This window comes from Vitreimonas flagellata, from assembly GCF_004634425.1.
Classification (GTDB): Bacteria; Pseudomonadota; Alphaproteobacteria; order Caulobacterales; family Aquidulcibacteraceae; genus Vitreimonas; species Vitreimonas flagellata.
The window spans coordinates 888,619-914,695 of record NZ_SBJL01000001.1 but is presented as its reverse complement, the minus strand read 5'-3'; the positions used below and the strand labels follow the sequence as shown (position 1 = coordinate 914,695).

The following is a 26,077-nucleotide window of genomic DNA, read 5'->3' as shown; positions in this document are numbered from 1 at the left end:
ATAGTAGGTCCATGCTTCCGAGCCTCGGCTTCAACGAGATCATCATTCTCGGCATCCTCGCCCTTGTGGTCGTGGGGCCGAAAGATTTGCCGTTGCTGTTTCGCAAGCTTGGCAAGTGGACCGCGAAACTGCGCGGCATGGCGCAGGAGTTTCGTACCGGGTTCGATGAACTGGCGCGCCAGGCCGAGTTGGATGAGCTGAAGCGCGAAGTTGATGCGCTGCGTCGCACAACGTCGCTGCAAGAGATCAATCGCGAACTGACCAGGCCGTTGCCGACGCTTGAGGATTACGCGGGCGTCGCGTCGCCGCCGAAGCAGCTTGAAGCGCCGACGACAACGGCGTCGCCAGGGCGCGGGCCGAGCGCTGCGCCTGTTGATCGCGCTGCAGCGCCGGAAGCCGCGAACGCGAGTGGTGATGCGGCAGCGCCGCTCGCCGAGGAAATCAAGCCTGCGCCGATCGCGCGGAGCGCGCCGTGACCGCTGCTCAATCCGACGACGATGAAGTCGAGGCGTCTCGCGCGCCTTTGATGGATCATTTGATGGAGCTGCGCGACCGGCTTGTACGGTCGATTGCGGCTGTCGTCGTGGGCTTCATCGTCTGCTTCATTTTCGTCGACCCGTTGTTCATGTTTCTTGCGCAGCCGTTTCAGACGGCAATGGCGGTGGCGCATCCCGAGCGCGCGGGCGAGGCGATTGAGCTGATCAACACGGGCGCGTTCGGCTTCTTCTCGGTAAAGATGCAGATCGCATTGTTCGGCGGCATCGTGCTCGCGTTCCCGGTGGTGGCTTGGCAAGTGTATGCCTTCATAGCGCCCGGACTTTACAAACGCGAACGCATGGCGGTGGCGCCCTTTATGATCGCGTCGCCCGTGATGTTCGCGCTGGGCGCCGCGTTCGTGTTCTACGTCGCGATGCCGTTCGCGCTGAATTTCGCGCTGACTCAGGAAGTCACCGACGGCCCGGTGCGGGTGACGTATCTGCCTAAGGTCGAAGAATATATGGGCCTGGTGACGACGCTGGTTCTGGCGTTCGGGCTCATGTTCCAGCTGCCGGTGGTGCTCTCGTTGCTGGGCAAGGTTGGCATCGTTTCAAGCAAGCTGCTCCAGCAGGGCCGCCGTTACGCCATCGTCGGCATCGCCGCTTTCTCGGCGCTGGTCACGCCCAATGACGTGATCTCGATGTTCGTCATGGCCGTGCCGGTTTACCTGCTCTACGAAATCTCGATCTGGATCGTGGCGGCGATGGAGCGGACGCGCGCCAAGGAAGAGGCCGGGACAGCGGTTACGCCGCCGGCCCCGTAGAATCGGCCCCGTAGAATTGGCCGCGCGGTTCGGCTAAGCGAACCCCACCATGCACGATATTCGAGCCATCCGCGAAAACGCCGCTCTTTACGACGCCGCCTGGGCGCGTCGGGGCCTTGCGCCGCAAGCGCAGAAGATCATCGACATCGACGCCAAGCTGCGCACCGCCTCCACGGCAAAGCAGGAAGCCGAGGCGCAGCGCAATGCGTCGTCCAAGGCGATCGGCCAAGCCAAGGCGCAGAAGAATGAGGCGGAAGCCGAAAAGCTGATGACGCAGGTCGCGGCGCTGAAGCAACGCATCGAGGTAAGTGGCGTTGAGGAAGCGAAGCTTTCGAAGCAGCGCGACGATCTGTTGGCTTCGCTACCGAACTTGCCGGACCCCCAAGTGCCGGACGGCGCCGACGAGCACGGCAATGTCGAAGTGCGCCGCTGGTACAAGACGGACGGGGCCGAGCCGCCCGCGCTCGATCTGACGGCCGATCACGTCACGCTCGGCGAAAATCTCGGCATGATGGATTTCGAAGCGGCGGCGCGTCTCTCGGGCGCGCGCTTCGTGGCGCTAAAAGGTCCGCTCGCACGGCTTGAGCGCGCGCTCGCGGCGTTCATGCTCGATAAGCACACGACGCAAAATGGGTTCACTGAAGTAGCGCCGCCGCTTCTGGTGAAAGACCATGTGATGTTCGGCACGGGCCAATTGCCGAAATTCGTCGACGATCAATTTACCGCCGCGCGCACGGTGAGCCGCGAAGAATTGTTGTTCGAGGCGCTCGATCGCTTCGACGATGAATTCGCCAAGCGCGGTGGGCAAGCTAAGCCGACAGAGGTGATGAAGGAGCTGCTGGAAGTCGCGCCCACGCGCGAGGATTTCTGGCTGATCCCAACCTCGGAAGTGGCGCTGACCAATCTGGTGCGCGAACAAATTTTGGCTGAAGACACATTGCCGACGCGCATGACGGCGGACACGCCGTGCTTCCGCGCCGAAGCGGGTGCGGCAGGCCGCGACACGCGCGGCATGATCCGCATGCACCAATTCCGCAAGGTCGAGCTCGTCACGATCTCGACGCCGGAGCAAAGCCATGAAGAACACGAGCACATGGTGCGCTGCGCGGAAGACATTCTGAAAGCGCTCGAATTGCCGTTCCGCACCATGTTGCTGTGCTCGGGCGACATGGGGTTCAGCGCGAAGAAAACGTACGATCTCGAAGTCTGGCTGCCGAGCCAAGGCAAGTATCGCGAGATCAGCTCGTGCTCGAATTGCGGCGACTTCCAAGCGCGCCGCATGAACGCGCGCTTCCGCAACAAGGAAGGCCGCACCGAGTTTGTACATACGTTGAACGGCTCGGGCCTCGCGGTGGGCCGTACGCTGGTGGCGGTGCTGGAGAATTACCAAAACGCCGACGGCTCGATCACAGTGCCGAAGGCGCTCGTGCCGTACATGGGCGGGCTGGAGCGGATTTCCCTCTAGCCTGCGGTTTGCGCTTTCTGCCAGCGCGCGTGCAGCATGAAGGCGGCGATCGCAAATCCAAACTCGGTGGCGCTGCCTGCGATCGCACCCACTTGCGCGTTCGCCTTCAGGAAGACGAGCGCCATCGCTGCGCCGGCAAGTGTGAGCCCAAGCACCCAATAGAAGCGCATGCCGTAGATGGTCGCGAAGGTTAAATAGCGTCCGCCGATGACCAGCAGCATGGCCGGGAAGAACCATTCCATGCGCTGGAGATGCGCGACGTAGACCAACGGCAGGCTGAAGATCAGCCAGAAGGTGGTCGCGCCAGCCAACCCGCCGAGCGGGTTGGCTTTGGCGTTGCCGCCGCTTGCACCGAGCAATTTGCAGATCACGAGCCCGACGGGATGAATGAGCATGCCGCCGATGAAGAGCACCCACACCGATTGCGCGGGTGACACGAAAATTGCCGTGCCCGCGGCCGCGGCCCATGCCAATGACGACGCGAGAATTCCGCCCGCGCCGCTCAAATAGCCGCGCCGCATGTCGGCTTGTGCTGCGTGCAGATCGTTCATTGGCGTCCCCCGTCTGAGTGACGACGCTAGCGCGCTGCGAGGATGGAGACCAGCGTTGCGCCCGGGGTGTCCTCGGGTAATGCCCGGAAATCCGCCTTCGTCTCCAGCGCGACGCTCAGCAGCCCCTGAAAGATCCGGCGCGGCAGTGTTTGGGCGCCGAATTGCGCGAGGTGCGGCGTGATGAATTGGGCGTCTAGCAATTTGAAGCCGCCGAAGCGCAGCCGCGCGGCGAGATGAATGAGGGCGGCTTTGCTGGCGTCGGTGGCGCGCGAGAACATGCTTTCGCCGAAGAAAGCGCCCCCGATGGCGACGCCGTATAGGCCGCCGACCAATTCACCATCAATGCGCGCCTCGACGCTGTGGGCTACACCCTTGCGGTGGAGGTCGAGATAGAGCGCGCGGATGTCTGGATTGATCCAGGTGTCTTCGCGATCCGGGCCAGGGGCGGCGCAGCCATCTATCACGGCGGCGAAGGCGCGATTGATGGTGAAACTGAATTGGTCGCCGCGCAGCGTGCGGGCGAGGCGGCGCGGCACGTGGAATTGATCCAGCGGGAAGATGCAGCGCCATTCAGGATCGACGATGAAAAAGCCGTCGTCTTCGCGGCTTTCCGCCATCGGGAAGACGCCGCGCCGGTAGCACGCCAAGAGGTCATCGGTGGTGAATGGCTTCACGCGCGCCAGAATGCCAAAGCCTGGTGCGTCTGGAAACGGGATTAAGCGGCGAGCGCGAGCGCCAGGAAGGCGAGCGCCACGAGAAGCGCCCAGAAGCTGTGCTGTGCCATGAATAATCAGCCCTTGAGATTTGAGGGCCGATCTGCAAGGGCGGCGCCCGTTAACTCACTCGGCCGGGATGCCAAGCACATCCGCCGGGACGCCATACTCCGCCGGCCAGCTCAGCCAAGCCACGTCCGTTGGCGCGATCACGTGGGTGACGACGCGCCAAGCGCTGTTCTCCTGCTTGAGCAGCACGTGCGTTGAACCGCCGGTGTCCATGGCGCCATGTTCATAGCGACTGGCGAGTGCGGTGGTGGTCCAATCGATGGCCGCGCCATCGGGCTGTTGCGGACGCCCAACCACGTAAGCCCATCCGTCGCGGATGGTGACATTTTCGGGTTCGAAGCGGATGGGTTGGCCGATCTCGGCCGACACGATCGGCGTGAGCACGGCGAGCAGGGCGTCCGTGGCGGCGTCCGCTGATGGCGTTTCAGGCGCTGCGGGCGCGGCTGGGTCAGACGGAGGCGCGGGCTCCGTGCAGGCCGCGACACTCAACGCAACAGCAACAAGCAACGCCCGCATGATCAGACTCCCGCGTCGGTCTTCGCTTTCAGATTTTGTTCGAGCCAGTGGATCGAATAATCGCCGTTGATCACGTCCTGCTCGTTCACGAGGTCGCGGAAGAGCGGCAGCGTGGTGTCGACGCCGGTGATGACCATCTCGTTCAGCGCACGCTTCAAGCGCATCAGGCACTCGGAGCGATCGCGGCCGTGGACGATGAGCTTGCCGATGAGCGAGTCATAATTCGGCGGGATCGAGTAGCCGGCGTAGATCGCGCTATCGAGGCGCACGCCGAGGCCGCCCGGCGGGTGATAGCCGGTGATCTTGCCAGGCGAGGGCGCGAAGGTGCGCGGGTTCTCGGCATTGACGCGGCATTCAATGGCGTGGCCGTTGAACTTCACGTCTTTCTGCTTCACCGAAAGCGGCGCGCCGTCGGCGATGCGGATCTGTTCGCGCACGAGATCGATGCCGGTGATCATCTCGGTGACCGGATGCTCGACCTGCAGACGCGTGTTCATTTCGATGAAATAGAATTCGCCGTCTTCGTAGAGGTACTCAACCGTGCCGACGCCGAGATAGCCGAGCTTCTCGATCGCATCCGCCGTGATTTTGCCGATGCGCGCGCGTTCGTCGGCATTGAGGGCCGGCGACGGGGCTTCTTCGAGCACTTTCTGGTGGCGGCGTTGCAGCGAGCAATCGCGCTCACCCAGATGGATGACGTTGCCGTGGCTGTCGGCGACGACCTGAATTTCGATGTGACGCGGCTTGGTGAGATATTTCTCCATATAGACGTCGTCATTGCCGAACGCGGCCTTCGCTTCGGCGCGTGCGGTGGAGAAAGCTTCAACGACGTCATCCGCGGTACGCGCGACTTTCATGCCGCGTCCGCCGCCGCCAGCGGCGGCCTTGATCAGCACTGGATAGCCGATCTTCTTGCCCCACTTCTTGGCGTCTTCTTCGGTGGCGATGCCGCCGTCAGAACCCGGCACAACCGGCATGCCAGTGTCGATCGCGGCTTGTTTGGCGGCGATCTTGTCGCCCATCAGCCGGATGTGCTCGGCTGTGGGGCCGATGAACGTCATGCCATGCTGCGTGACGATCTCGGCGAACTTGGCGTTTTCGGAAAGAAAGCCGTAGCCCGGATGGATCGCTTGCGCGCCGGTGATTTCGGCGGCGGCGATGATGCTCGGAATGTGCAGGTACGATTTGCCGGCTGGCGGCGGGCCGATGCACACGCTCTCGTCGGCGAGGCGCACATGCATGGCGTCCGCGTCCGCGGTGGAGTGCACCGCAACGGTGGCGATGCCCATTTCCTTGCACGCGCGGTGTACGCGCAATGCAATTTCGCCGCGGTTCGCGATGAGAACTTTTTCAAACATGATGCGCAACTCCTCCCCCGTTCACGGGGGAGGTCCCGAGCGAAGCGAGGGGGAGGGGGAAAGTCGGGCCAACGTCGCGCCGTCCCCCCTCAGTCATCGCGCTACGCGCGCTGACAGCTCCCCCGCAAGCGGGTGAGCAGTTACGCAGCGCCGTGCTCATTCCAAAATCACCAGTGGCTCGCCGTATTCGACGGGTTGAGAATCGGCGACGAGAATGGCGACGACTTTGCCCGCGCGCGGCGCCGGGATCGGATTGAACGTCTTCATCGCCTCGACGACCATCAAGGTCTGACCGGCGCTGACGCTGTCGCCAACCTTGATGAAGGTCGCCGCACCCGGCTCGGGTGAGAGATAGGCGGTGCCGACCATCGGGGAGGACACAGCGCCCGGATGCGACGCGGCCTCGGCGGCCGGCGCAGGGGCGGCGGCTGGCGGCGGCGCCGCGGGTGCCGCCACATGGGTCGGCGCTGTGGCCACGACGTGCGTGTGCACGGGTGCGGCGGCCGCGACCAAGGTGCGCGCCAGACGCAGGCGCAACTCGCCATGCTCAACTTCGATTTCGCTCAGGCCGCTATCCGAAAGGATCGAGGCCAATTCGCGCACAAGATCGGGATCGATCGCTTGAGTCTTCTTCTCGCTCATTGTCTGCGGTTTCCTGCTCACGCGCCTTTGCTTTCATTCGCCAACAAGGCTGCCGCCTCGATGGCCAGTAGATACGAGGTCGCCCCAAAGCCGGCGATCACGCCCTTTGCGGCTTTGCCCACTAACGAAACGTGACGGAAGTCCTCACGCGTTGCGGGGTTGGAGAGGTGAGTTTCGATCACCGGAATGGAGATGGCCTTGATCGCGTCATGAAGGGCGACCGAGGTGTGGGTGTAGGCGCCGGCGTTTAGAACAACCGCGCCCGCGTTGTCGCGGGCTTCTTGCAGCCAATTCACCAACTCGCCCTCGATGTTCGATTGGCGGAAATCGACGGTAAAGCCCAATTGGCCCGCCCGCGCGACGCAGGCTTGCTCAATGTCGGCCAGGGTGGCGTGGCCGTAGATATGCGGCTCGCGCGTGCCTAACAGATTGAGATTAGGGCCGTTAAGCACGTAGATCGGTTTCCGGTCCGGCATGGTCCCTTTGCGCGGCTGGAGGGTGGCGGGCGTTGAACCCGGCCCAGGGGGGCTTTAAGTCGGGGCGGATAGGAAGGCTTATGCGTCTGACGGTCAACGGAGAAATGCGCGAGGCGCCCGATTCGGCGACCATCGCCGATCTGCTCGCCTCCCTGGAGATCGAGGGCGCCCGCGTGGCCGTCGAACGCAACCGCGAGATCGCGCCCAAGAGCCTGTGGGCGAGTACCAGCCTGCAAGACGGGGACCAGCTGGAGATTGTTCAGTTCGTGGGGGGCGGGTGAGCGTGGGCATCCTGCTTCTCGATGAGTTTGTCCTGATCCCGCGCGGCCCGTGTCTTTTCGACAGTTACGAGCATCCCACCCCGGCGCCGTCGCCGGTAGGCGATTTCGTCGTCTGCCTCGACGTAAAGATGGACCAATCGCCATCGTCGGAGATGCTTCATGCCGCTGCCAGATTGATTGAGCGTTTCGAACAGGATCGAGAACTGGCCGCGCAGATGATCTTTGATGAATACACAGCGCTGCGTGATGATCCCAAGGGGCGCTGGTGGCGAGAGGAATGCGGCGTGCCTGCAGAGTTGCAACGCAGCGAGCTTCACAACTTTCTGAGCCCGCGACAGCTCTCGGTCGCTGATGATTGTAGCGCAGCCGTTTACGTTGGCCCTGATTGGGATCGTGAACACGGGCTCACTTACGAACTGACCCCAGAGGGTTGGGAGAAACTCAATTGACCGCTGACACCCTCACCATCGCCGGCAAGAGCTATAATTCGCGCCTCATCATCGGCACCGGCAAATATAAGTCGTACGCGGAGAATGCGGCGGCACTGGAAGCCAGCGGGGCGGAGATTGTCACGGTTGCGGTGCGGCGGGTGAATTTGAGCGATCCGACCAAGGAACGCCTCACCGATCACATCGATCCAAAGAAGGTGGAATTTCTGCCCAACACCGCCGGCTGCTTCACGGCCGATGATGCGTTGCGCACGCTGCGCCTTGCGCGCGAGGCGGGCGGTTGGAAGCTGGTGAAGCTTGAAGTGTTGGCCGATCAGAAGACGCTCTATCCCGAGATGGAAGAGACGCTGAAGGCCGCGAAAGTGCTCGTCGCCGAGGGCTTCTCTGTGATGGTCTATTGCAGCGACGATCCCGTTTATGCGCGCAAGCTTGAGGATGCGGGCTGCGTCGCGATCATGCCGCTGGGCTCGCTGATCGGCTCGGGGCTGGGCGTGCAAAACCCTGTCGGCATTCGCTTGATCGTGGAGCAAGCGCGCGTGCCGGTGATCGTGGACGCCGGCGTCGGCACCGCAAGCGATGCGGCGATCGCGATGGAGCTGGGTGTCGACGGCGTGCTGATGAACACCGCCATCGCCGAAGCCAAAGACCCAATCCGCATGGCGAAAGCGATGAAGCACGCCGTGATCGCGGGGCGCGAAGCGTATCTGGCCGGGCGGATGGGGAAGAAGAAATACGCTGATCCGAGCAGCCCGCTGGGTGGCTTGATTTGAGAGAACCCTCTCCCCGAGAGGGGAGAGGGCAGGGTGAGGGATAGCTCCGTCGTCAGCGCAATGAGGCGCCGTCCAACCATCCCGCCAAATCCTCCAGCGCCCGCTCCGCCATCGCCAGCTTCTTCGCTCTCCCGCGTTCTTCGCCTTTGAGTTTCTTCCCATCAGGCCCGTGCGTCGGCGCGTCGATCGGCGGGAAGAGGCCGAAGTTCACGTTCATCGGCTGGAACGAGCCTTTGCCGTCCGTGATGTGGCCGCCGGTGACGTGGGCCACCAACGCGCCGAGTGCTGTTGTGTGCGGCGGCGGTTCGATGGCGCGGCCTAAGCGTTCGGCGGCAGCGAAACGGCCAGCAAGCATGCCCATCGCGGCGCTTTCGACATAGCCTTCAACGCCCGTCACTTGGCCGGCGAAGCGCACGCGCGGTTCGGCCTTCAAACGCAATGTTGAATCGAGCAGGCGCGGTGAGTTCAGGAACGTGTTGCGATGAATGCCGCCGAGACGCGCGAAACGCGCGTTCTCAAGGCCGGGGATCATGCGGAAGATCTCTTCCTGCGCGCCGTATTTCAGCTTGGTCTGGAAGCCGACCATGTTGAAGAGCGTGCCGAGCTTGTTGTCTTGGCGCAGTTGCACGACGGCGTAGGGCCGTGTGCCGACGCGCGCGTCCATCAAGCCGACAGGCTTCATCGGCCCGAAGCGCAATGTCTCCGGCCCGCGCTCCGCCATCACTTCGATCGGCAAGCAGCCTTCGAAATAGGGCGTGTTCTTTTCCCAGTCCTTGAACTCAGTCTTCGCGCCGGCATTGAGAGCGGCGATGAAAGTTTCGTACTGCGCCTTGTCCATCGGGCAGTTGACGTAGGCGGCCTTGTCGCCGCCGGGGCCCTCTTTGTCGTAGCGCGATTGCTTCCAGGCGATGTCGAAATTGATCGAGTCTGCATGCACGATCGGCGCGATGGCGTCGAAGAAGGCGAGGGAGTCCTCGCCGGTGAGATTGCGGATGGAATCCGCTAGCGCCGGTGAGGTGAGCGGGCCGGTGGCGAAGATCACGCTCGCGTCGTCGCTGGTCAGCAATGCATCCAGCGACTTCACCTCGTCGCGCTCCACACTGATCAATTCGTGCGCCGTCAGTGCGGCGGTCACCGCATCGCTGAACACATCGCGGTCCACCGCCAGCGCACTGCCCGCCGGCACTTGCGCGGGACCTGCACTCGCCATCACCAGCGAGCCCAGGCGGCGCATTTCCTCGTGCAACAGGCCGACGGCATTGCCTCGCCAATCGTCGCTGCGGAACGAATTGGAGCAGACCAGTTCCGCGAACTTATCGGTATGGTGCGCGTCGGTTTTTACCACCGGCCGCATCTCGTGCAGCACCACCGGCACGCCAGCATTCGCCAGCGCCCAAGCGGCTTCCGATCCGGCCATACCGCCGCCGACGACGTGAACAGGTTTCATGGCGATCACATGCCGCGCCGGGCCAGCGCCTTCAAGCCTCGCGGGCGGCGGCAAATGCAGGCATAAGCGCCTCGTAAGGGAGAAAAATCATGGCCGAAGGCGGCGCGGTGCCAGTTCAGGAAAGCGTTGGGGCGGCTCTGGCGAGCGTGCGGTCGAACCTGCGGTTCGTGCTGAGCGCCTCGTTGATCTGCGCGCTTGTGCTCGCCTTGGTGACCGGGTTGGCGTTGTTCGTGCCGCAGGTCGGCCTGCTGACGGCGGTTGGCGCGATGTTCGTGCGCGCGATCACCTACGCCGCGTTTATCGTGGCGGCCTTCGGCCTCGCCGCAAGCGCACAGCAACGTGTTCTGAATGACGGCTTGCGCGTGTGGGCGGCGATGGCGGTCGTCGGCTTCTTCATGTGCATCGTCATGTTCGTGCTGCTGATCCCCGGGATGATCGCACTCTTCGCCGGACCGATGGCGCCTTATATCGGCGATCTTGAGCGCGCTGGTTCGGATCAGGCGGCGGTGATTTCGGTCATGACGCGCTTCGTTCAAGAGCAGCCGGGTGCGCTCGTGAGCTTTGCGCTCTTCTACACAATCGTGTGGATATTGCTCACATCGCGCCTCTATCTGGCGGCGCCTGCAAGCGTCGAAGCCGGGCGCATTCTCACGTTTGAAACATGGGCGTGGACCAAAGGCTCGATGCTGCGCATCACGGCAGCGCGGCTGATGTTGCTTGGGCCAGCCTATGTGCTGGTCGCGGCGCTTGATTACGTTGTCGCCGCCATCGCCGGCATCAACGCGCTGGACCCGATGGCGACGGCCGCCGTCGCGCAGAGCAATCCAGTGCTCTTTATCGGCTACGTGTTCGTGACGAGCTTCATAACCTTCGCCCTCTATTCCTCACTCGAAGCAGGGCTTTCGACGTATTTGTATCGCGGCCTAAAGCCTGCTGCGGCGCAGCAATCCGCCGCTTAAGCCTCGACCGACTCTCGCCGTTCAGCTAAACGGCGCCTCCCCATGCGGTCGACACGCTCATACGTCGCGCCTTTGCTGCGCATTGCCGGACCGACCGCGCTCGCGCGGCTCGGCATTATCGGCATGGCGTTGGTGGACGTGGTCGTTGTCGGCCAATTGGCGCCGGACGAGCTGCCGCACCAGGCGCTCGGATGGGCGCCGACCGCCGTGTTCTTGGTCGCCGCGATTGGCTTGCTGCAAGGCGTGCAAGTGTTGGCTGCGCGCTCGTTGGGCGAAGGCCATGCGGAGGGCGCAGGCGTTGCGTTGCGTCGTGGCTTGGTGATCGCGGTGGTCGCCGGCATCGTGTCGGCGTTGGCGATGTGGGCCGCGGGCAAAAATCTCTTCACGGTGTTTGGCATCGAGGAGAGCTTGGCCGGGCCATCGGCGCCGGTGATGTCGGTGCTTGCCCTCTCAATCCCGCTGCACTTGATGTACATCGCCGGCACGTACTTTCTGGAAGCGATCAAGAAGCCCGGCATTTCGACGGCCGTGATGTGGCTGGCGAACGGCGTGAACCTCGCGCTGAATTTGTGGTGGGTGCCGGAGCATGGCGCTGTCGGCTCGGCGTGGGCCACAGTGGGCGCGCGCGTGTTTCTCGCGGGCGCTTTGCTGCTCGCGATCTTCATGCTGCGCGAAGGCGCGCGCTATGGCGTGCGCAAAATGGGTGCGGGAGGGCCGAGCTATCGCGCCTTGCTCGCGGTCGGCATTGCAGCAGCTGTGAGCCAGGCCGTTGAAGCTGGCGCGTTCTCCGCGATGACCGTCATTGCGGGCCGCATAGGTGCGGATGTCGTCTCGGCCTATCAGATCATTCTCAATCTGCTCGCACTCGTGTTCATGCTGGCGCTTGGCATATCTGCGGCGACAGCAGTGCTGGTCTCCGAAGCAGTAGGGCGGCAAGCGCCGCAAGATGCGGTGCGTGCAGGCTGGACGGGTATTTGGCTGAACGCGATTGCGATGTTGGTCGCCGCCGTCGTGATCCTTTTGTTCGCCGAACCGATTGGCCGTGTTTATACGGCTGACGTCGGCCTCGCCGCGCTCATTGCGTCTTTGATGTGGATCGCGTCGCTCGTGCTGTTGCCGGACGGTACGCAAGTCGTCGCCGCGTCCGCTTTACGCGCGCGCAGCGACAATTGGTTTCCGACCTTCAGCCACATTGCCGCGTACGCGGTGGTCATGCCGCTTATCGGCTATTGGCTGGCCGAGCATGAAGGCATGGGTGTCGCCGGGCTGTTGTTCGCGATCTTCTGGGCAAGCGTGCTGAGCGCGGCGGTGCTGCTGGCGCGCTGGTATTTCCTGCGTAATCGGCTGCCGCCGGTTGAAGCAAACGCCAGCGTTTAAGCTGGCGCGCCAAGGATCCAGCCTTCTTCGCGCTCCACGACTTCACGACGCGGATCGTCCTTGGCCGGACCGAACATCGAAGCGAGCTGACCTTTATCATCCAGCGCATTGAAGCGTTCGCACGCGGTGCGGACTTGCGCCTGATCCTTGATCTCGCCGGCTGCGGGTTTGGCGCCGAGCATGCTCGGATAGATTTCCGCGAATACGCATTCGACCTCGGAGAGATCGGCCGGCGTCAGCGGCTTCCAGCCCGTTTCAAACGGCCAGAACTTCGCGGCACGCTTCTCTGCGAGGCGTTTGATCACCGGCAGACCCGTCAGCGCCTGACCGCCAACGGAGCCTTGATAGTAAAGCTTCCAGATCGACGAGGGGCCTTTTATCGCCTGCTCAGCCAAGCGCAATTCCGGCAGATCGCCTTCGCCATGTTCGCGCGGGCGCTTGGCCGAGAGCATGGTCTGCTCATCGCGCGCCGGCGCGCCCCAGAACGGAAACGCCTCGCCGGTCATCAGCCGGTTCATCTTGGCGCCGACTTGGAAGCGATTGTTGGTGTTGTCGGGCTTGTCCTTCACCTCCTTGGCCGCGAAATCGATCAGCGCGCGCCAGGGCTCACCAACCAGCTGCAACGCCGCCGCCGTGCCGCGCGGAAAGCCGAGCGGGAAGTCGAAGCCGACGAGCGTGCGCTCGCCCTTGCGTTTCAGATCATCGAGCACATTGGTGAGCAGCTTTTCCGCGTCGAGGCGGGTGGCGGGGTTGTGAGACTCAAACGCCATCTGGAAGCGCACATTGCGCTTCAGCACGCCGACCCAGATCGAGTCCGGGCCAGTCGTCGGCTTGGAGGCGGCGCTCCAATCGACCATCACATAGGCTTGGAAGAGGCGTTGGCTCATGTGTCTCGTGAACCGGTTGTTGGCCGGTTGGTCCTTTTAGCGGAGGTAGAGGGGCGCTTTGCGGGCGCGGGACGTAGGGGCTTTTCTAACCGAAAACAACATCCGGCCAAGCCAAACTGAGCCTGCGGCGTCTGATAAGGAGGCCGACGCTGGACATTTCCGGGCGGCGCGCCGCATAACCCGGCCCTTCTCGCGACCAAAAACCAGAAACTAAAACAATGTCCATCCGTCTCCGTTTCGCGCCGTCGCCCACGGGCCGCATCCATGTCGGCAATGTCCGTACGGCGCTGATGAATTGGCTGTTTGCTGTTCGCGAAGGCGGGCAGGTGCTGCTGCGGATCGACGATACCGACATCGCGCGCTCCACGAAAGAGTTCGAGCAGAGCATCGTCGACGATCTGGCGTGGCTGGGCTTGCCCTGGAGCGAGCGCGCCAACCAATCGCATCGCTTCGATGTGTATGAGAAGGCGGCCGAGAAGCTGAAGGCCGCGGGCTTGCTTTATCCCTGCTACGAGACGGAAGACGAACTCGATCGCAAGCGCAAGATCGCGCAAGCGACGAACAAGCCGCCGATCTATGATCGTGCCGCCTTGAAGCTGACCGACGCTGATCGCTCAAAGCTGGAAGCCGAAGGCCGCCGCGCGCACTGGCGCTTCAAGCTTTCGGGCGCGCGCAAGGATTGGGTCGATCTCGTGCGCGGGCCGCAATCGATCGATACGGGCTCGCTCTCGGACCCGGTGCTCATTCGCGAAGACGGCGCTTTCCTCTACACGCTGCCGAGCGTGGTGGACGATATCGACTTCAAGATCACGCATATCGTGCGCGGCGAAGATCACGTCACCAATTCAGGCGTGCAGATCGAGATCTTCGAAGCGTTGGGCGGCGACGTGCCGGCGTTCGGCCACTTCCCATTGCTCGTTGGCGCGGACGGCAATGCGCTGTCGAAGCGTATTGGTTCGCTCGGTGTGAGTGAACTCGCTACTGAAGGCTACGAGCCGATGACCATCCTCTCGCACCTCGCCAAGATCGGCACCTCTGATCCGGTGGAGGCGCGCACGAGCTTGGAGCAATTGGCGTCCGAGTTCGCGTTCGAGAAGATCGGCCGCGCGCCGGCGCGTTTCGATCCGGAAGAATTGAAGCGGGTGAACGCGGCGCTGCTGCATCAATACGAGTACACGACCGTGAAGGAGCGCCTCGCGAAGCTTGGCGCGGACAAGGGTGAAGCGTTCTGGAACGCGGTGCGCGCGAACCTCGTGCTGCTGCCCGACGTGCAGGAATGGGCCAAGATCGTTGACGGCCCGATCGCGCCCGTCGTGCAGGATGCCGAATTCGCGCAAGCCGCCGCCGAAGTGCTGCCGAGCGGCGCTTATGATACAACGACCTGGAGCGCGTTCACTAACGCCGTGAAGGAAAAGACGGGCGCCAAAGGCAAAGCGCTCTTCATGCCGCTACGCCAAGCGCTCACCGGCATGGATCACGGCCCGGAAATGGCCGCGCTCTTCCCCCTGATCGGTGAAGAGCGCGCGCGCAAGCGGCTGCTGGGGCAGTCGGCTTAAGACGCCGTCAGTTACGCTTGGCGCATCTGATCGAGCGTGGCGATTTCGCGATCAAGCATCTTCACGGCTTGAGCGTTCAGCCACGCGATCGCCGCGAAGACCGCGCCCATGACGCAAGCGCCCGCGCCAAAAAGGGTGAGACGCGCCGCCAGGGGCATGGGCGCTTCCGGCGCAAAGGCGACACCCGCGAGAAATGCCAGAACTCCTGGTGCAAATGGCGCAAGGTACCAGCTCCAAACGGTCGCGAGCGCTGTGCGCTGGCGCTCAAGTTCGCGCCGCTGGAAATCTGTCCAAGCTTGCGCTGTGTCGGGTGCGTTGGCGTCGACGGCGCGTGCGAGTGTGTGCAGCTTCCAGCACACGTAGAGCGCGCCGAGCACAATCATCAGAGCGCCCAATTGCGCCACCGGCGCAGGAATGGCGAAGGCAAACCACCCGAACACGCCGACAACGAAAACACCCGCTAGGTATTCGAGCAAATTGCGCTGGCGAATGCGCGCCTGGAAGCGCGTGGCCTGCGCACGGATATCGTCCAGTTTCATGTCGAATGGCTCCTGCGCTTGATTGGTCCAAAGGTCTTGGAGGGGATCGCGGTCAGTCATGGGGTGAGCCGGATTGAAAGTGTTGGGCGAAAGAGGATTTGAGGCGGGAGATGCGCGTGGCGACAGCGCCTGCGCTCAAGCCGGTGATGTCGGCGATCGCTGCGGCGTCGACGCCTTCGAGGTAAAGCGTGATGATTTGCCGATCTGGCGGCTTCAGTGCGCGTATGAGCTTGTGCAGACGCTCTAGCGCCTCGTTGGACTCGTGATCGTCGCGGAGATCACGCGAGTCCGGCAAATGCTCGATCTCGTCGAGCGTCGCGGCGCCGGCGCGCATGCGGCGTTCTCGACCGACATGGCTTGCAGCCACGTTGTGCGCGACGCGATAGACCCAGGTCCGCAGGGCGCAACGGCCGTCGAAGGTGGCCAAGCTACGCCAAAGCGCGACATGCATGTCTTGTAGCAAATCGCGCCGCCGCTCCGGATTTGCCTCCGTCGCGCGCGCGAGCCGCTGCATGGCCCCGCCGAACTCAGCGACCGCGGCCAGATAGCGCTGATCTTGGTCGGTATTCCCAGCCATATTCCTATAGTCGGAGGTGGCGTGGGTTTCTTACAAGGCCTAACGCCCGCGCCCCGCCGGGCCGTTCTTTTCCCAGGCTTCGATCAATGTGCGGGAAAATTGCATCGCCAACGCTTTGACGCGCATTTGCACGTCGTCGCGCGTAGTTTGGTAGGTGGCGAAATCGTGGGTGATAGTGGCGGCTTCGTGCGCCTTGGTCATCTGCTCCTGTGCGCGGACCATGAATTTCGCCGCGGCTTCCACGAAGGCGGGCACATTGCCGTTAGGATGCATGGCGATATCGGCGACGAGTGCTGTGCGTTCGTCGGCGGCTAAATACATCACGTTCCAATCGTCGTACGGATAGAGATCGAGCGACGTCATCAGGAAGAGGCCAGTCGCGCCGTTCCAGCACGGATCGGGGATTAGGAAGAACGGGCGCACCCTTGCGCCGGCTAGACGTGTTTCGATGCTGCGTTGCGCCAGTGCGTTGCGTTCTTCGTGACGCGCGCGGCCTTCTTCGATGCGTGCGGCGATCGAGGCTTCGTTGGGGATGAGATTGCTTTCGTCGTCGGGGCTCAAGCCCAGTTCGCGCAGAAATTTGCCCTTGGGGCCGTCCCAGACTTCGTCTGGAATGACTTTACGCCGACCATAGGGATCGCGCGGCGCTGGTGCGGGTGATGCAACAGGCGCGCTGCCCGGTGGCGCGGAAGGCGGCTTCTTCCCGAAACTCATGGCCCGTCCAAAGGCTGAACGGGCCGAACGCTAACGCAGCGTCGTTAACCGAAGGTTCAAACTCGGACCGGAGCGGCGAGCGCGGCGAAACAATCTTCGATCGTGCGCACGTTGGCGACGGCGTTGTGAAAGCTCGCAGGGGTCAGGTTGGCGTCGACCGTATGCTGGATCAGATGGAAGAACGGATCCCAGAAATCGTCTTCGGAGAGGAAGACGACCGGCTTGAAGTGCAGGTCGAGCCGGCGCCAGGAAAGCGTCTCCACCGCTTCTTCGAGTGTGCCGATGCCGCCAGGCAGCACGACGAATGCGTCCGATTCCTCGAACATTATGTGTTTGCGCTCGTGCATCGTATCGACCATGCGATGCGGCACGGCCTCCAGCACACGTTCGCGCTGCATCAGGAAGTTCGGCATGATGCCCAGCACTTCGCCGCCCGCGTCGGCCGCGGCTTTTGCGCAACGACCCATGAGGCCGACGCCGCCGCCGCCATAGACGAGGCGCAGGCCGCGTTCAGCCAAAGCCGTTCCGAACCGCGTCGCGAGATCGAGATATTCGGGCTTCGTCGTTTCCGACGACCCGCAATAGACGCACACGGAACGCACTTTGGCGCTCGCTGCACTGGAATCGGCCATGGGGCTCATCACACTTAGCCAATACGGCGCATTGCGGGCGAAAACCAGCGCGCCTAAGTCCGAACCTCAAGGATTGTTCCATATGGCGCGTGGCGAGCATAAGCAGGTTGGGCAGCCGGAGGTCGTCGCGGACGCGTCGCCGCCGATCCTGCGGACGATCGCGCGCCTTATGCGGCTGATCGGCGGCCTTGAAGGGCCAGGCTACCGCCTGCGGCTGTGGGCGGCTTTTCTGCTGACACTGGTCGGCAAAGTGTTGGCGGTGTTTTCGCCGCTCGTCTTGGCCGACGGCATCAATCGCCTGAGCGAAGGTGATGCAGGCGGCGCGCTGCAAACCTTCATCGGTCTGGCGGGCTTCTGGGCTGCGTTGCGCTTTGCCTCAACGGCAGGCCCGCAATTGCGCGACGCGATCTTCCAGCCGATCAGCGAAGAAGCGCAGCGCCGCGCCGGCACGAATGTTTTTTCGCACGTGCACCGACTTTCGGTGCGCTTCCATCAATCGAAGCGCACAGGTTCTGTGTATCGCACGATCGAGCGTGGCGTCCGCGCGATCGATTTTCTGCTGCGCTTCCTGGCCTTCAACATCGCCCCGACCATTATCGAGCTGCTGCTCGCTGCCGGCGTGCTTGGTTTCAAATACGGCTGGTCGTTCTCGTTAATCGCGGCGCTCACGGTGGTGATCTACGCTTGGATCACGTTTGGCGTGACGGAATGGCGCTTGAAGCATCGCCGTGAGATGAACGAGGCCGACAGCGAAGCCGCAGGCCGGGCAGTGGATTCACTGCTGAATTTTGAAACCGTAAAGAGCTTCGCCGCGGAGGCGCGCGAGAGTGAGCGCTACGACAAAGCACTGTCGTCTTACGCCAGTGCGGCGGTGCGTTCGAACACATCGCTTGTCATGCTCAACGTGCTGCAGAACCTCGTCATGAACGTCGGTTTGGTGGCGATGGTGCTGGCGGCTGGCTTTCTGGTGGCGCGCGGGCCCATGGGGCCGGGCGACATCACCGCCGTCATTCTCATCATGACGAACCTCTACGCGCCGCTGAACATCTTGGGCTTTGCCTATCGCGAGATCAAACAGACCTCGATCGATATGGAAAAGATGTTCGTGCTGTTGGATGAAACGCCGGACGTCGCCGATGCGCCGAACGCGGTCGCCCTGAAACCGGGGCCGGGCGAAGTCGTATTCGACAATGTGGGCTTTGCGCACGAGGGCCGCGATCAAGGTCTCGATGGCGTCTCGTTTACCGCGCCAGCTGGCAAGACGACGGCGATCGTCGGCCCTTCGGGCGCGGGCAAGTCCACAGTGCTGAAGCTGCTCTTCCGCTTCTACGATCCCGCCAGCGGCGCTGTGCGCATTGATGGGCAGGACTTGCGCGCGGTCACGCAAACCAGCCTGCGCAACGCACTGGGGCTGGTGCCGCAGGATGTCGTGCTGTTCAACGACACGATCCGCTACAACATCGCCTATGGTCGCCCTGAAGCAACGCAGGAGCAATTGGATCAGGCCGCGTCGCGCGCGCAGCTGTTGACGTTCATCCAAAGCTTGCCGCAGGGCTGGAATACGCGCGTGGGTGAACGCGGCTTGAAGCTGAGCGGCGGTGAGAAGCAGCGCGTCGGCATTGCCCGCGTCGTGCTCAAGAACCCGACGATCCTGATCCTGGACGAAGCCACCTCATCGCTCGACAGCGGCACCGAGGCCGAGGTGCAGGATGCTTTGGAAGAAGCCTCACGCGGCCGCACGACGCTCGTCGTCGCGCACCGCTTGAGCACCATCGCGAACGCCGATCAGATCGTGGTGTTAGAGGCCGGCCGCGTCGTCGAACGCGGCACGCACGCAGCACTCATCGCCAAAGACGGGCTCTATGCAGGCTTGTGGAAGCGCCAGGCCGAAGAACCGGAAAATGTCGCGGCGGAGTGATCCGCTAATAAGCCCTAAAGCAACCGGTGGTAGTCTTCGTGCAAGGAAGCGAAGAATTTACCATGTGGCGCAGAATTTTCGTAGGCGTTGCAGTTGCAATCGCAATTGCCTTCGGCATGGGCGTCGGTCGAGGAATCGTCGACCAGGTTGCTGCACGCGTGCTGAGCGGTCCGGAGCGGCAGCGCGCTCTTGAGTGGCGACAATGCTATGGGCCGGATGCGGCAATTGCGAACGCCGGGTGTTCGGCGCGCGGCGCCGATGAACATGAGCGCCCCGAGCATCGTGCCGCTGCGTACATGCAGCGTGCACGCGCGCAGCCGGAAGATGCGGCAGCACGTATCAGCGACTATTCATTGGCCGCGGAGTTGGACGCAAATAACGCGTACGCATATGCGTACCGAGCGGAAGCGCGGCTGACCGTCGGCGACGTTGAAGAGGCGGCGGTAGATTTGCAGCGCGCGATGACTCTCAAGCCGGGCGATTTTCACATTCGGTATTTCGAGGGGATTCTCTGGTTTGAGCGTGGAGAGTACCAACGCGCCGCCGCTCGGTTCCAAGATCTGCTAGATGATCTCGACATCGCCGAGACCAGACGCGAGGAGGCGGTACGCCACGCTGGGTTTGAGCCCTCCTCTGAAGATCCGACGTCGTTCGACTCGGACACATGGATCGTAAAGCTCAACATGCTGCGCGCGACCTCACTCTACAGCGTTGGTGAGACCGCTCTTGCCGTTCAGTTGCGCGATCGCGCCCTCGCGCTTGATCCCCATGCTGGAGCAGAGATGGAGGTGCTTTGTGGCAATCGCCTCCGGACATCGGTCAACTTGGACGCGGTGTTGGCCGCATGTGATGCGGCGATCGCGTTTTTCCCTGTTGAGATGTCGCATCGCGTTAATCACGGCGTGGCGGCGCTTCGCGATGGAGATGCGCGCAGGGCGCTGGCCGATTTCGAAAATGTCCTGGGTAGTGCGCCGAACGTCGAGGGGGCCGCGCTCACGATTGAAGCTGCGATGGCTAGATACAATGTCGCGTTGGCGCTCTACGGGCGCGGACTCGCGCGCCGTCAACTCAACCTGAGCGGGGGTGATCAAGATTTGATCGCGGCTACGTTGCTCTCGGCTGACGCGCCGGGTTTCTACCAGCACTTTCGCTTGCGTCCGAGCTAGTTCACCACGCCTTTCCTGAAATCACGCGCCACGACCTTCGCTGCATTGTGCCCCGGCGCGCCGGTGACGCCGCCGCCTGGGTGCGTGCCGGCGCCGCACATATAGAGGCCGGCGATCGGTGCGCGATAATCGCCGTGGCCAAGCACGGGGCGGGCGCTGAACAGCTGATCGAGCGAGAGGCTGCCGTGCATGATATCGCCGTTCACGAGGCCGAACGTGCGTTCGAGATCGAGTGGCGACATGATTTGGCGGCCGAGCACGCTTTTCGCAAAGCCGGGCGCGTGTTTGTCGACGGTGGCGATCATCAAGTCGGCGACCTCGTCGCGATGATCGTCCCACGAGCGGCCGTCGGAGAGTTGCGGCTGCACGTGCTGGCAGAAGAGGCTGGCGACGTGTTTGCCGGGTGGGGCGAGGCTATCGTCCAGCGTCGACGGGATCAGCATTTCCACGATGGGTTCGCGCGACCAGCCGAACGCGCGCGCATCGTCGTAAGCTTTTTCCATGTAACGCATGGAGGGCGCGATGATGATGCCGGCGGTGAGGTGATCGCCCGGCTCCGGCTTTGAGGTGAAGCGGGGCAGCTCCGAGAGCGCCACGTTCATACGGAATGTGCCCGAGCCGTTGCGATAGCGCGTGATGCGTTCTTGAAAATCGGCGGGCAACGCGCCTTCCGGCACGATGCGCTCGTAGAGCAGCTTCGGATTGAGGTTCGAGATCACCGCTTTCGCGCGCAGCACCTCGCCCTTCGCCGTCACAACGCCGCGCGCATGTGAGGTTTCACCAACGCGCACGCCGCCGGCCATTTGCGCGACGTGATCGATCACAAGCTCCTTCACCGTGACGCCGGTGCGGATTTCGACGCCGCGCTCGCGGCAGCAGGCGGCCATGGCTTGCGTGATCGCGCCCATGCCGCCGATAGCGTGGCCCCAGAGGCCCTTCTTGCCGTTCACCTCGCCGAACACGTGATGCAGCAGCACATAGGCCGAACCCGGCGTGTAGGGGCTCGCGTAATTGCCGACGATGGAGTCAAAGCCGAACAACGCTTTGATCGGCTCGCTTTCGAACCAGCCGTCGAGCCAATCGCCGGCGCTTTCGGAGAAGAGATCGAGCAGATCGCGCTTGGCGGTGATGTCGAGCTTGTTGAGGCGCCCGCCAAGTTCGGCCGCGCGCAACGCTTCTTCGATGCCGCGCACCAAGCCGTGTTCGATAAGGTTCGGCGGTTGCTCCAGCAGCAGCCCGCGCACCAAGTCGGCGATGACTTCGAGGCGCCGCTCGTATTCGGGTAGGCGCACGGCGTCGTGATTGGAGAAACGCGCAACTTCGCTTTGCGTGATGCCCGGCGCGGACATGAAATATTGCCCGTCGGGCAGCGGCAGGAAGTTCGAGACTTTGCGCTCGACCACGCGCAGGCCGTGGCGTGCGAGATCGAGGTCTTTGATCACTTTGGGGTTCAGCAGCGAGACGGTGTAGCTCGCCACCGAATTGCGAAAGCCCGGATGAAATTCTTCGGTGACAGCCGCGCCGCCGACGACATCGCGTCGTTCGAGCACGAGCACCTTAAGCCCGGCCTCGGCCAGATAAGCCGCGCAAACCAGGCCGTTATGGCCCCCGCCAATAATGATTACATCATGCATGGGCACGGGTCATGGCGTGGAACACGCCCGCCCGCAAGCACACTCACGCGCCTTGGCGTGCGGCTGCTTTGCTGGTTTCGCTGCCACCCATGCGGCCGCCGCTCAATATCTGCGCCGCGTTCGGCGCCACCTGCGCCAGCGCGTTGCCGAGCAGGATCGTGCCGCCGAGGACGAGGAAGGGCTGGGCGATCAGGAAGATTGGATAGAGCGGCGATCCAAGTGGGCCGGTGATCAGGCCGATGAGCGGACCAAACAGCCAGATCATGATCATGTGCGCGCAGAAGAGCAGGAACATGTAAGGCTCAAGCGCTTTTACGCGATCCGCGAATTTGGATTTGGAAACGGCCCACGCCAGGCGCCAGAAGAAGGCGGCCGCAGCGAGGCGCAGCACGATGTCGGCGCTTGCGTGCGCGGCGCGCGGTAATGGCCCGGCGCCATACATCACCCAAGCCTTCAGGCATGCCGTGGCGACGAAGAGTGCTGCAAGCAAAGCGATTGGTTTGGCGGCGACGCTCTCAGCGAGGTCACTGCGGCGCGCCAACATGCCGATCAACAGAAACACAAGGATCGACGGACGTAGCAGCAATACGAATTTGAATTCGGTGACAGCCCACACCAAAGCGATCGCGAGAACGCCAAACAACACCGACGACGGCATGCGCGCGAGGAATGGGATGAAGAGCATGCACACGAAGAGATCGCGCAGGAACGGCATCTGCACGTTGATGTCGTTGGGCTGCGTAAACGCGAACAATTCCTCGATCGTCCAGAGCCATTCGCGTGGTGCGGGCGCGGCGAGCAAACCCGCGAACGCCAAGCCACCGACGATCGCAATGGACAAGCCGTTCCAGAGCAGCATCGGCGTCAGCACGGTGCGCGCTTTGTTGGCGACGAAGCTGCCCCAGTTTTGATTGAGCGCCGAACTCGCGGCGAGCCAGCCGGCGACAATGCTAAGCAACGGCACGGCGCTGCGGCCCAGGAATTCCATGAGTTGCCAGCGCAGCACGCCTTGAGCGGTGTGCGCGGCTTCAACGAGGTGGGCGTAGTTCAGGCCGGTCCAGGCGTGGGCATAGACCATGCCCGTGATGCAGAGCACGCGCGCGATGGCGATGCTGTCCGACACCTGACGGGTCGGGCGGCGCACTGCCCCACTGGTTTCTGCTGTGCTCATCGTTCCAGCACGCTTGGCTGTTCCGGGAGCGGCGCTCAACCTGTTTAACCGCATAGCGCGGATGCGTCACAGCAGGCGCCCGCCGCTTGTGCAAACACGGGTTAGGGCGAAACAAAACCCCGCCGGCCGTCGCCTGCGGGGTTAGAAAATCCAACCAACACTAGAAAGATGCAAAAAGGAGAATGGCTCCCCGGGTAGGATTCGAACCTACGACCGATCGATTAACAGTCGATTGCTCTACCACTGAGCTACCGAGGAACATCTCATTCTTCGCGAGCCGGGCCCGCGAAGGCGCGCTTCCTACCAAGTTCGCGTCCGCCGGGAAAGCCCCGTGTGGAGTTGAATTTTCACTTGCACACCCAGGCCCTAAAGGAAAACGAGGGCCCCTTGCGGGGCCCTCGAAGGCGTTGGGTATGGTGGGGTGTCTCCAAGGGAAGACAAGGTGAATATCGCCCTAACCGGTAAAGGAAGCATTAATGGCGAACGTCATGTTCACCAAGGTCGCCAAAGTCTTGCTTTGTAGGGGATTTATTCTGAGGGGACTTGGAGGCCTCGCCGAGAATCGAACTCGGGTGCACGGATTTGCAGTCCGCTGCGTCACCACTCCGCCACGAGGCCAAGTCCTGCGCAGACGCGCTGGGGCGGCACTCCTAGGCGCGTCACATGGAATCGGTCAAGGCGGACGCCGCTTTCCATGCGCAAATTTGGTCTGATCCCGCCGCCCTCCAAGGAGGAGCATCAACGCGCCCGCATCTGGGCCGCGGGCGCTTTGGCGGTTCTGGCGCTCTTTATGCTGATGTTGCTGATCGGCTCGCCGCCGCCTGAAGAGGCCGATCTGATGCCGCCAGCGCTGCGGACGGCGCAGATTACGGTGTTTGAGGACGACGTGCCGGCCTGCCGCGCGGCATTGGCGGGCGCGGGCTTTGCGACGGAGCGGTTGCCGGATCTGCAGGAAGGGCGCTGCGGCTATGACGACGCGGTCGAGCTCACACAATCCGTCCATGCCTATTCAGAGCCGGTGGCGACCACGTGCGCGGTCGCGGCGGCCCTGGTGCTGTGGGAGCGGGATGTCGTAGCTCCAGCCTCGGAAAAGCGGTTCGGGCAGGCGGTAACCCGGATCGACCTCGCCGGCTCGTCCTATTCTTGCCGTCCAATCGCCGGCCGCCGCGACGGCCGCTTGAGCGAGCACGCCAGCGCCAACGCCGTGGATATTGCCGGTTTCACCCTGGCGGACGGGCGCCGGGTCACGATCTCGGCCGGCTGGCGCGGTTCGCAGGCGGAGCGGGCGTTCCTGCGCGATGTCCGGGACGGGGCCTGCGATTATTTCCAGGCCGTGCTCTCCCCTGACTACAATCGCGCGCACCGCGACCACCTTCATTTCGATCTGGGCCGGGACGACATGTGCCGGTAGAGGCCCCCCGCGTCACCCGTGCGGCTTGCGGTTCGCGGCGGGGCGGCTTAACCGGGCGGATAAGGAGCAGTTTCATGGATTTCGCGCGCGCCCGCGACATGATGGTCGAAAGCCAAGTCCGCACAGCCGACGTGACGGACCCGCGTATCGCGCACGCCATGCGTACGCTGCCGCGCGAACGCTTCGTTCCGGTGCAGAAGCGGGAGATTGCATATGGCGATCTCGAAGTCGAAGTGGCGCCGGGCCGTTTTCTGATGCGGCCGCGTGATCTTTCGAAACTGCTGCAAGCACTCGCGCCGCAAAAGCATGAGCGCGCTTTGGAAATCGCCGGCGCGACCGGCTATGGCGCGGCTGTGTTGGCGACGATCTGCAAAGAGGTCGTGGCGCACGACATCAATCCAGACCTCTCCTTCAGCGCGCGCGCCACGCTCGAATCATGCGGGCTCACCAATGCGAAGGCGGTCACGATCGCCGCCGCTGAAGGCTGGCGTGATGATGGGCCGTACGATGTGATCTTGCTCAATGGCGCAACGGAGTTCGTGCCGGATGCTTGGTTGGAGCAATTGGCGCCTGGCGGGCGCTTGGGCGTGATCGTACGCCAGGGGGCGGCGGGCTCTGCGCGCATTTACACGCGCGCGGGCGAAACAGCGGCCTATCGTACGGCGTTCGATGCCGCGCCGCCGATCGTCGCCGGCCTGCAGAAGCCCGCGATTTTCAGGCTTTGAGTTAGCTTGCGTTAGCCAAGCGAAACGAGCGGGAATTAACGTCCTCTTATTTTATCGGACGCAACGCTGCGCATGCTTTCGCGCGGTCGATTCTTGTCCGCATGCGCGCGCATTTGCGCACGCGCTTTGATGGACGGGAATCAATCGCATCAATAATCTTCCTGCGAGTCACGCGACTCGTTTGAACTCACGAGGCAGGAAATGGCGCTGCAGGACCCGCAAGCCGAACCTTCAATGGAAGAAATTCTGGCGTCGATCCGCCGGATCATCTCCGAAGAAGAACAGGCGCCGGCGCCGGAGCCGGTGCTCGACCTGACGCAATCGGAAGCGCCCGCGCCTGCGCCTGCGCCAGCGGCTACAGCGGCTGCCGTTGCGCCGCCACCGAGCGATGACGATATCGTCTTTGATGAAGAGCCGTCTCCCGGGCCCACTTATCAGGCGGCTGCGCCAGCGGCGCCAGTTTATACGCCGCCGCCGAGCGTCGATCTCGCGAGCGTCGACACCATTCTCTCGCCGCCGAGCGCAAGCGCGGCCGCCGGCGCCATGGCGCGCTTGGCTGGCACGTTGCGCATTTCGGATGCACCGAACCAGACGATCGAGGGCGTGGTCCGCGAACTCTTGAAGCCCATGCTCAAGGAATGGCTCGACAAGAATTTGCCGGCGATCGTGGAATCGCGGGTCGAGGCCGAGCTGGAACGGATTGCCCGCTTGGCGCGGTAAGCTCGTCAGCTTTGAGATTTTGAGGACGCCCCGGCCCAGGTCGGGGCGTATTCT

The 26,077-nt window shown here is 63.1% G+C and carries 28 protein-coding genes and 2 tRNA genes; 14 read left to right on the top strand and 16 right to left on the bottom strand.

Annotated elements, in window-relative coordinates; translation table 11 throughout:
* Positions 1-11: 11 nt before the first annotated feature.
* From tatB to serS, 3 genes are read left to right on the top strand one after another with little or no spacing between them, the layout of a single operon-like run.
* Positions 12-476 (top strand): Sec-independent protein translocase protein TatB, encoded by a 465-nt coding sequence (gene tatB, locus EPJ54_RS04715; protein ID WP_135210496.1) that lies wholly within the window; start codon positions 12-14, stop codon positions 474-476.
* Positions 473-1,300 (top strand): twin-arginine translocase subunit TatC, encoded by an 828-nt coding sequence (gene tatC / locus EPJ54_RS04710; RefSeq protein ID WP_239590756.1) that lies wholly within the window; start codon positions 473-475, stop codon positions 1,298-1,300. The genes tatB and tatC overlap by 4 nt, the downstream gene beginning before the upstream one ends.
* Positions 1,301-1,349: 49 nt before the next feature.
* Entirely contained in the window at positions 1,350-2,765 is a 1,416-nt protein-coding gene (gene serS / locus EPJ54_RS20210) for a serine--tRNA ligase (protein WP_135210495.1), read from the top strand.
* On the opposite strand, the gene EPJ54_RS04700 is transcribed toward serS, so the two are convergent.
* From EPJ54_RS04700 to aroQ, 6 genes are all read right to left on the bottom strand, one after another.
* A complete protein-coding gene (locus EPJ54_RS04700; RefSeq protein ID WP_135210494.1) occupies positions 2,762-3,316 on the bottom strand; it encodes a DUF7010 family protein in 555 nt (184 codons plus the stop codon). The genes serS and EPJ54_RS04700 overlap by 4 nt on opposite strands.
* 26 nt (positions 3,317-3,342) lie before the next feature.
* Positions 3,343-3,990, bottom strand: a complete 648-nt coding sequence (gene aat / locus EPJ54_RS04695) for a leucyl/phenylalanyl-tRNA--protein transferase (protein ID WP_135210493.1) — start codon at positions 3,988-3,990, stop codon at positions 3,343-3,345.
* Between the two features lie 165 nt (positions 3,991-4,155).
* Positions 4,156-4,614, bottom strand: a complete 459-nt coding sequence (locus EPJ54_RS04690) for a hypothetical protein (protein ID WP_135210492.1) — start codon at positions 4,612-4,614, stop codon at positions 4,156-4,158.
* 2 nt (positions 4,615-4,616) lie between these two features.
* Positions 4,617-5,972, bottom strand: coding sequence for an acetyl-CoA carboxylase biotin carboxylase subunit (gene accC, locus EPJ54_RS04685; protein WP_135210491.1), 1,356 nt, complete (start codon positions 5,970-5,972; stop codon positions 4,617-4,619).
* A 156-nt stretch (positions 5,973-6,128) separates the two neighbouring features.
* Positions 6,129-6,614: an acetyl-CoA carboxylase biotin carboxyl carrier protein gene (accB, locus tag EPJ54_RS04680; RefSeq protein ID WP_135210490.1), complete on the bottom strand. Its 486-nt coding sequence runs from the start codon at positions 6,612-6,614 to the stop codon at positions 6,129-6,131.
* A gap of 17 nt (positions 6,615-6,631) precedes the next feature.
* Positions 6,632-7,090 (bottom strand): type II 3-dehydroquinate dehydratase, encoded by a 459-nt coding sequence (gene aroQ / locus EPJ54_RS04675; RefSeq protein ID WP_135210489.1) that lies wholly within the window; start codon positions 7,088-7,090, stop codon positions 6,632-6,634.
* An 80-nt stretch (positions 7,091-7,170) separates the two neighbouring features.
* Between aroQ and thiS the strand changes: the two genes are divergently transcribed.
* From thiS to EPJ54_RS04660, 3 genes are read left to right on the top strand one after another with little or no spacing between them, the layout of a single operon-like run.
* Positions 7,171-7,371, top strand: a complete 201-nt coding sequence (gene thiS / locus EPJ54_RS04670; protein WP_135210488.1) for a sulfur carrier protein ThiS — start codon at positions 7,171-7,173, stop codon at positions 7,369-7,371.
* A 2-nt stretch (positions 7,372-7,373) separates the two neighbouring features.
* Positions 7,374-7,820, top strand: coding sequence for a DUF6985 domain-containing protein (locus EPJ54_RS04665; protein ID WP_135210487.1), 447 nt, complete (start codon positions 7,374-7,376; stop codon positions 7,818-7,820).
* Complete coding sequence (locus EPJ54_RS04660) at positions 7,817-8,590, top strand: thiazole synthase (protein WP_167755575.1); 774 nt, start codon at positions 7,817-7,819, stop codon at positions 8,588-8,590. Before EPJ54_RS04665 ends, EPJ54_RS04660 begins: the two co-directional genes overlap by 4 nt.
* 52 nt (positions 8,591-8,642) lie before the next feature.
* Here EPJ54_RS04660 and trmFO read toward each other — a convergent pair whose 3' ends face one another.
* Positions 8,643-10,037: a methylenetetrahydrofolate--tRNA-(uracil(54)-C(5))-methyltransferase (FADH(2)-oxidizing) TrmFO gene (gene trmFO / locus EPJ54_RS04655; protein ID WP_135210485.1), complete on the bottom strand. Its 1,395-nt coding sequence runs from the start codon at positions 10,035-10,037 to the stop codon at positions 8,643-8,645.
* An 89-nt stretch (positions 10,038-10,126) separates the two neighbouring features.
* Between trmFO and EPJ54_RS04650 the strand changes: the two genes are divergently transcribed.
* Positions 10,127-10,996 carry a hypothetical protein gene (locus EPJ54_RS04650; protein ID WP_135210484.1) on the top strand — a complete coding sequence of 290 codons (870 nt, stop codon included), beginning with the start codon at positions 10,127-10,129 and terminating at the stop codon, positions 10,994-10,996.
* A 42-nt stretch (positions 10,997-11,038) separates the two neighbouring features.
* The gene (locus EPJ54_RS04645) at positions 11,039-12,373 is read left to right on the top strand and encodes an MATE family efflux transporter (protein WP_135210483.1); all 1,335 of its coding nucleotides are present in this window, start codon (positions 11,039-11,041) and stop codon (positions 12,371-12,373) included.
* Here EPJ54_RS04645 and EPJ54_RS04640 read toward each other — a convergent pair.
* On the bottom strand, positions 12,370-13,260 hold the full coding sequence (locus tag EPJ54_RS04640) for a cobalamin biosynthesis protein CbiG (protein ID WP_135210482.1): 891 nt from the start codon (positions 13,258-13,260) through the stop codon (positions 12,370-12,372). The two genes, EPJ54_RS04645 and EPJ54_RS04640, sit on opposite strands and share 4 nt — an antisense overlap.
* A 218-nt stretch (positions 13,261-13,478) precedes the next feature.
* On the opposite strand from EPJ54_RS04640, the gene gltX reads away from it, so the two are divergent.
* Positions 13,479-14,816, top strand: coding sequence for a glutamate--tRNA ligase (gene gltX, locus EPJ54_RS04635; protein WP_135210481.1), 1,338 nt, complete (start codon positions 13,479-13,481; stop codon positions 14,814-14,816).
* An 11-nt stretch (positions 14,817-14,827) separates the two neighbouring features.
* On the opposite strand, the gene EPJ54_RS04630 is transcribed toward gltX, so the two are convergent.
* Genes EPJ54_RS04630 through EPJ54_RS04615 form a run of 4 tightly spaced genes read right to left on the bottom strand, consistent with a single transcriptional unit; the run spans position 14,828 to position 17,278 of the window.
* Positions 14,828-15,415, bottom strand: coding sequence for a hypothetical protein (locus tag EPJ54_RS04630; protein ID WP_135210480.1), 588 nt, complete (start codon positions 15,413-15,415; stop codon positions 14,828-14,830).
* Entirely contained in the window at positions 15,408-15,932 is a 525-nt protein-coding gene (locus EPJ54_RS04625; protein ID WP_135210479.1) for an RNA polymerase sigma factor, read from the bottom strand. The genes EPJ54_RS04630 and EPJ54_RS04625 overlap by 8 nt, the downstream gene beginning before the upstream one ends.
* Before the next feature lie 39 nt (positions 15,933-15,971).
* Positions 15,972-16,646 carry a hypothetical protein gene (locus tag EPJ54_RS04620; RefSeq protein ID WP_135210478.1) on the bottom strand — a complete coding sequence of 225 codons (675 nt, stop codon included), beginning with the start codon at positions 16,644-16,646 and terminating at the stop codon, positions 15,972-15,974.
* Positions 16,647-16,702: 56 nt separating this feature from the next.
* Positions 16,703-17,278, bottom strand: coding sequence for an LOG family protein (locus EPJ54_RS04615; RefSeq protein ID WP_135210477.1), 576 nt, complete (start codon positions 17,276-17,278; stop codon positions 16,703-16,705).
* On the opposite strand from EPJ54_RS04615, the gene EPJ54_RS04610 reads away from it, so the two are divergent.
* On the top strand, positions 17,277-19,196 hold the full coding sequence (locus EPJ54_RS04610; protein ID WP_239590755.1) for an ABCB family ABC transporter ATP-binding protein/permease: 1,920 nt from the start codon (positions 17,277-17,279) through the stop codon (positions 19,194-19,196). The genes EPJ54_RS04615 and EPJ54_RS04610 overlap by 2 nt on opposite strands.
* Before the next feature lie 62 nt (positions 19,197-19,258).
* On the top strand, positions 19,259-20,362 hold the full coding sequence (locus EPJ54_RS04605; protein WP_135210476.1) for a tetratricopeptide repeat protein: 1,104 nt from the start codon (positions 19,259-19,261) through the stop codon (positions 20,360-20,362).
* Here EPJ54_RS04605 and EPJ54_RS04600 read toward each other — a convergent pair.
* The 4 genes from EPJ54_RS04600 to EPJ54_RS04585 all read right to left on the bottom strand — a co-directional run bounded on the left by EPJ54_RS04600 (position 20,359) and on the right by EPJ54_RS04585 (position 23,785).
* Positions 20,359-21,996, bottom strand: a complete 1,638-nt coding sequence (locus EPJ54_RS04600; protein WP_135210475.1) for a phytoene desaturase family protein — start codon at positions 21,994-21,996, stop codon at positions 20,359-20,361. The two genes, EPJ54_RS04605 and EPJ54_RS04600, sit on opposite strands and share 4 nt — an antisense overlap.
* A gap of 43 nt (positions 21,997-22,039) precedes the next feature.
* Positions 22,040-23,167, bottom strand: coding sequence for an acyltransferase family protein (locus tag EPJ54_RS04595; RefSeq protein WP_135210474.1), 1,128 nt, complete (start codon positions 23,165-23,167; stop codon positions 22,040-22,042).
* A 183-nt stretch (positions 23,168-23,350) separates the two neighbouring features.
* Positions 23,351-23,425: transfer RNA gene (locus EPJ54_RS04590), tRNA-Asn, on the bottom strand.
* A gap of 286 nt (positions 23,426-23,711) precedes the next feature.
* A tRNA-Cys gene (locus EPJ54_RS04585) sits at positions 23,712-23,785 on the bottom strand.
* A gap of 76 nt (positions 23,786-23,861) precedes the next feature.
* On the opposite strand from EPJ54_RS04585, the gene EPJ54_RS04580 reads away from it, so the two are divergent.
* The 3 genes from EPJ54_RS04580 to EPJ54_RS04570 all read left to right on the top strand — a co-directional run bounded on the left by EPJ54_RS04580 (position 23,862) and on the right by EPJ54_RS04570 (position 26,023).
* Complete coding sequence (locus EPJ54_RS04580; RefSeq protein ID WP_135210473.1) at positions 23,862-24,578, top strand: extensin-like domain-containing protein; 717 nt, start codon at positions 23,862-23,864, stop codon at positions 24,576-24,578.
* Positions 24,579-24,652: 74 nt separating this feature from the next.
* Entirely contained in the window at positions 24,653-25,303 is a 651-nt protein-coding gene (locus EPJ54_RS04575) for a protein-L-isoaspartate O-methyltransferase family protein (protein ID WP_135210472.1), read from the top strand.
* Positions 25,304-25,504: 201 nt separating this feature from the next.
* Positions 25,505-26,023: a DUF2497 domain-containing protein gene (locus EPJ54_RS04570; protein ID WP_135210471.1), complete on the top strand. Its 519-nt coding sequence runs from the start codon at positions 25,505-25,507 to the stop codon at positions 26,021-26,023.
* The last annotated feature ends 54 nt before the right edge of the window (positions 26,024-26,077 follow it).

What these genes read in the sequence shown, in the direction of transcription:
- tatB (WP_135210496.1), top strand. Translation starts at nt 12, where the DNA reads ATGCTTCCGAGCCTCGGCTTCAACGAGATCATCATTCTCGGCATCCTC.
- serS (WP_135210495.1), top strand. Translation starts at nt 1,350, where the DNA reads ATGCACGATATTCGAGCCATCCGCGAAAACGCCGCTCTTTACGACGCC.
- EPJ54_RS04700 (WP_135210494.1), bottom strand. Translation starts at nt 3,316, where the DNA reads ATGAACGATCTGCACGCAGCACAAGCCGACATGCGGCGCGGCTATTTG.
- EPJ54_RS04690 (WP_135210492.1), bottom strand. Translation starts at nt 4,614, where the DNA reads ATGCGGGCGTTGCTTGTTGCTGTTGCGTTGAGTGTCGCGGCCTGCACG.
- accC (WP_135210491.1), bottom strand. Translation starts at nt 5,972, where the DNA reads ATGTTTGAAAAAGTTCTCATCGCGAACCGCGGCGAAATTGCATTGCGC.
- accB (WP_135210490.1), bottom strand. Translation starts at nt 6,614, where the DNA reads ATGAGCGAGAAGAAGACTCAAGCGATCGATCCCGATCTTGTGCGCGAA.
- aroQ (WP_135210489.1), bottom strand. Translation starts at nt 7,090, where the DNA reads ATGCCGGACCGGAAACCGATCTACGTGCTTAACGGCCCTAATCTCAAT.
- thiS (WP_135210488.1), top strand. Translation starts at nt 7,171, where the DNA reads ATGCGTCTGACGGTCAACGGAGAAATGCGCGAGGCGCCCGATTCGGCG.
- trmFO (WP_135210485.1), bottom strand. Translation starts at nt 10,037, where the DNA reads ATGAAACCTGTTCACGTCGTCGGCGGCGGTATGGCCGGATCGGAAGCC.
- EPJ54_RS04650 (WP_135210484.1), top strand. Translation starts at nt 10,127, where the DNA reads ATGGCCGAAGGCGGCGCGGTGCCAGTTCAGGAAAGCGTTGGGGCGGCT.
- EPJ54_RS04645 (WP_135210483.1), top strand. Translation starts at nt 11,039, where the DNA reads ATGCGGTCGACACGCTCATACGTCGCGCCTTTGCTGCGCATTGCCGGA.
- EPJ54_RS04640 (WP_135210482.1), bottom strand. Translation starts at nt 13,260, where the DNA reads ATGAGCCAACGCCTCTTCCAAGCCTATGTGATGGTCGATTGGAGCGCC.
- gltX (WP_135210481.1), top strand. Translation starts at nt 13,479, where the DNA reads ATGTCCATCCGTCTCCGTTTCGCGCCGTCGCCCACGGGCCGCATCCAT.
- EPJ54_RS04630 (WP_135210480.1), bottom strand. Translation starts at nt 15,415, where the DNA reads ATGACTGACCGCGATCCCCTCCAAGACCTTTGGACCAATCAAGCGCAG.
- EPJ54_RS04625 (WP_135210479.1), bottom strand. Translation starts at nt 15,932, where the DNA reads ATGGCTGGGAATACCGACCAAGATCAGCGCTATCTGGCCGCGGTCGCT.
- EPJ54_RS04620 (WP_135210478.1), bottom strand. Translation starts at nt 16,646, where the DNA reads ATGAGTTTCGGGAAGAAGCCGCCTTCCGCGCCACCGGGCAGCGCGCCT.
- EPJ54_RS04610 (WP_239590755.1), top strand. Translation starts at nt 17,277, where the DNA reads ATGGGGCTCATCACACTTAGCCAATACGGCGCATTGCGGGCGAAAACC.
- EPJ54_RS04615 (WP_135210477.1), bottom strand. Translation starts at nt 17,278, where the DNA reads ATGGCCGATTCCAGTGCAGCGAGCGCCAAAGTGCGTTCCGTGTGCGTC.
- EPJ54_RS04605 (WP_135210476.1), top strand. Translation starts at nt 19,259, where the DNA reads ATGTGGCGCAGAATTTTCGTAGGCGTTGCAGTTGCAATCGCAATTGCC.
- EPJ54_RS04600 (WP_135210475.1), bottom strand. Translation starts at nt 21,996, where the DNA reads ATGCATGATGTAATCATTATTGGCGGGGGCCATAACGGCCTGGTTTGC.
- EPJ54_RS04595 (WP_135210474.1), bottom strand. Translation starts at nt 23,167, where the DNA reads ATGAGCACAGCAGAAACCAGTGGGGCAGTGCGCCGCCCGACCCGTCAG.
- EPJ54_RS04580 (WP_135210473.1), top strand. Translation starts at nt 23,862, where the DNA reads ATGCGCAAATTTGGTCTGATCCCGCCGCCCTCCAAGGAGGAGCATCAA.
- EPJ54_RS04575 (WP_135210472.1), top strand. Translation starts at nt 24,653, where the DNA reads ATGGATTTCGCGCGCGCCCGCGACATGATGGTCGAAAGCCAAGTCCGC.
- EPJ54_RS04570 (WP_135210471.1), top strand. Translation starts at nt 25,505, where the DNA reads ATGGCGCTGCAGGACCCGCAAGCCGAACCTTCAATGGAAGAAATTCTG.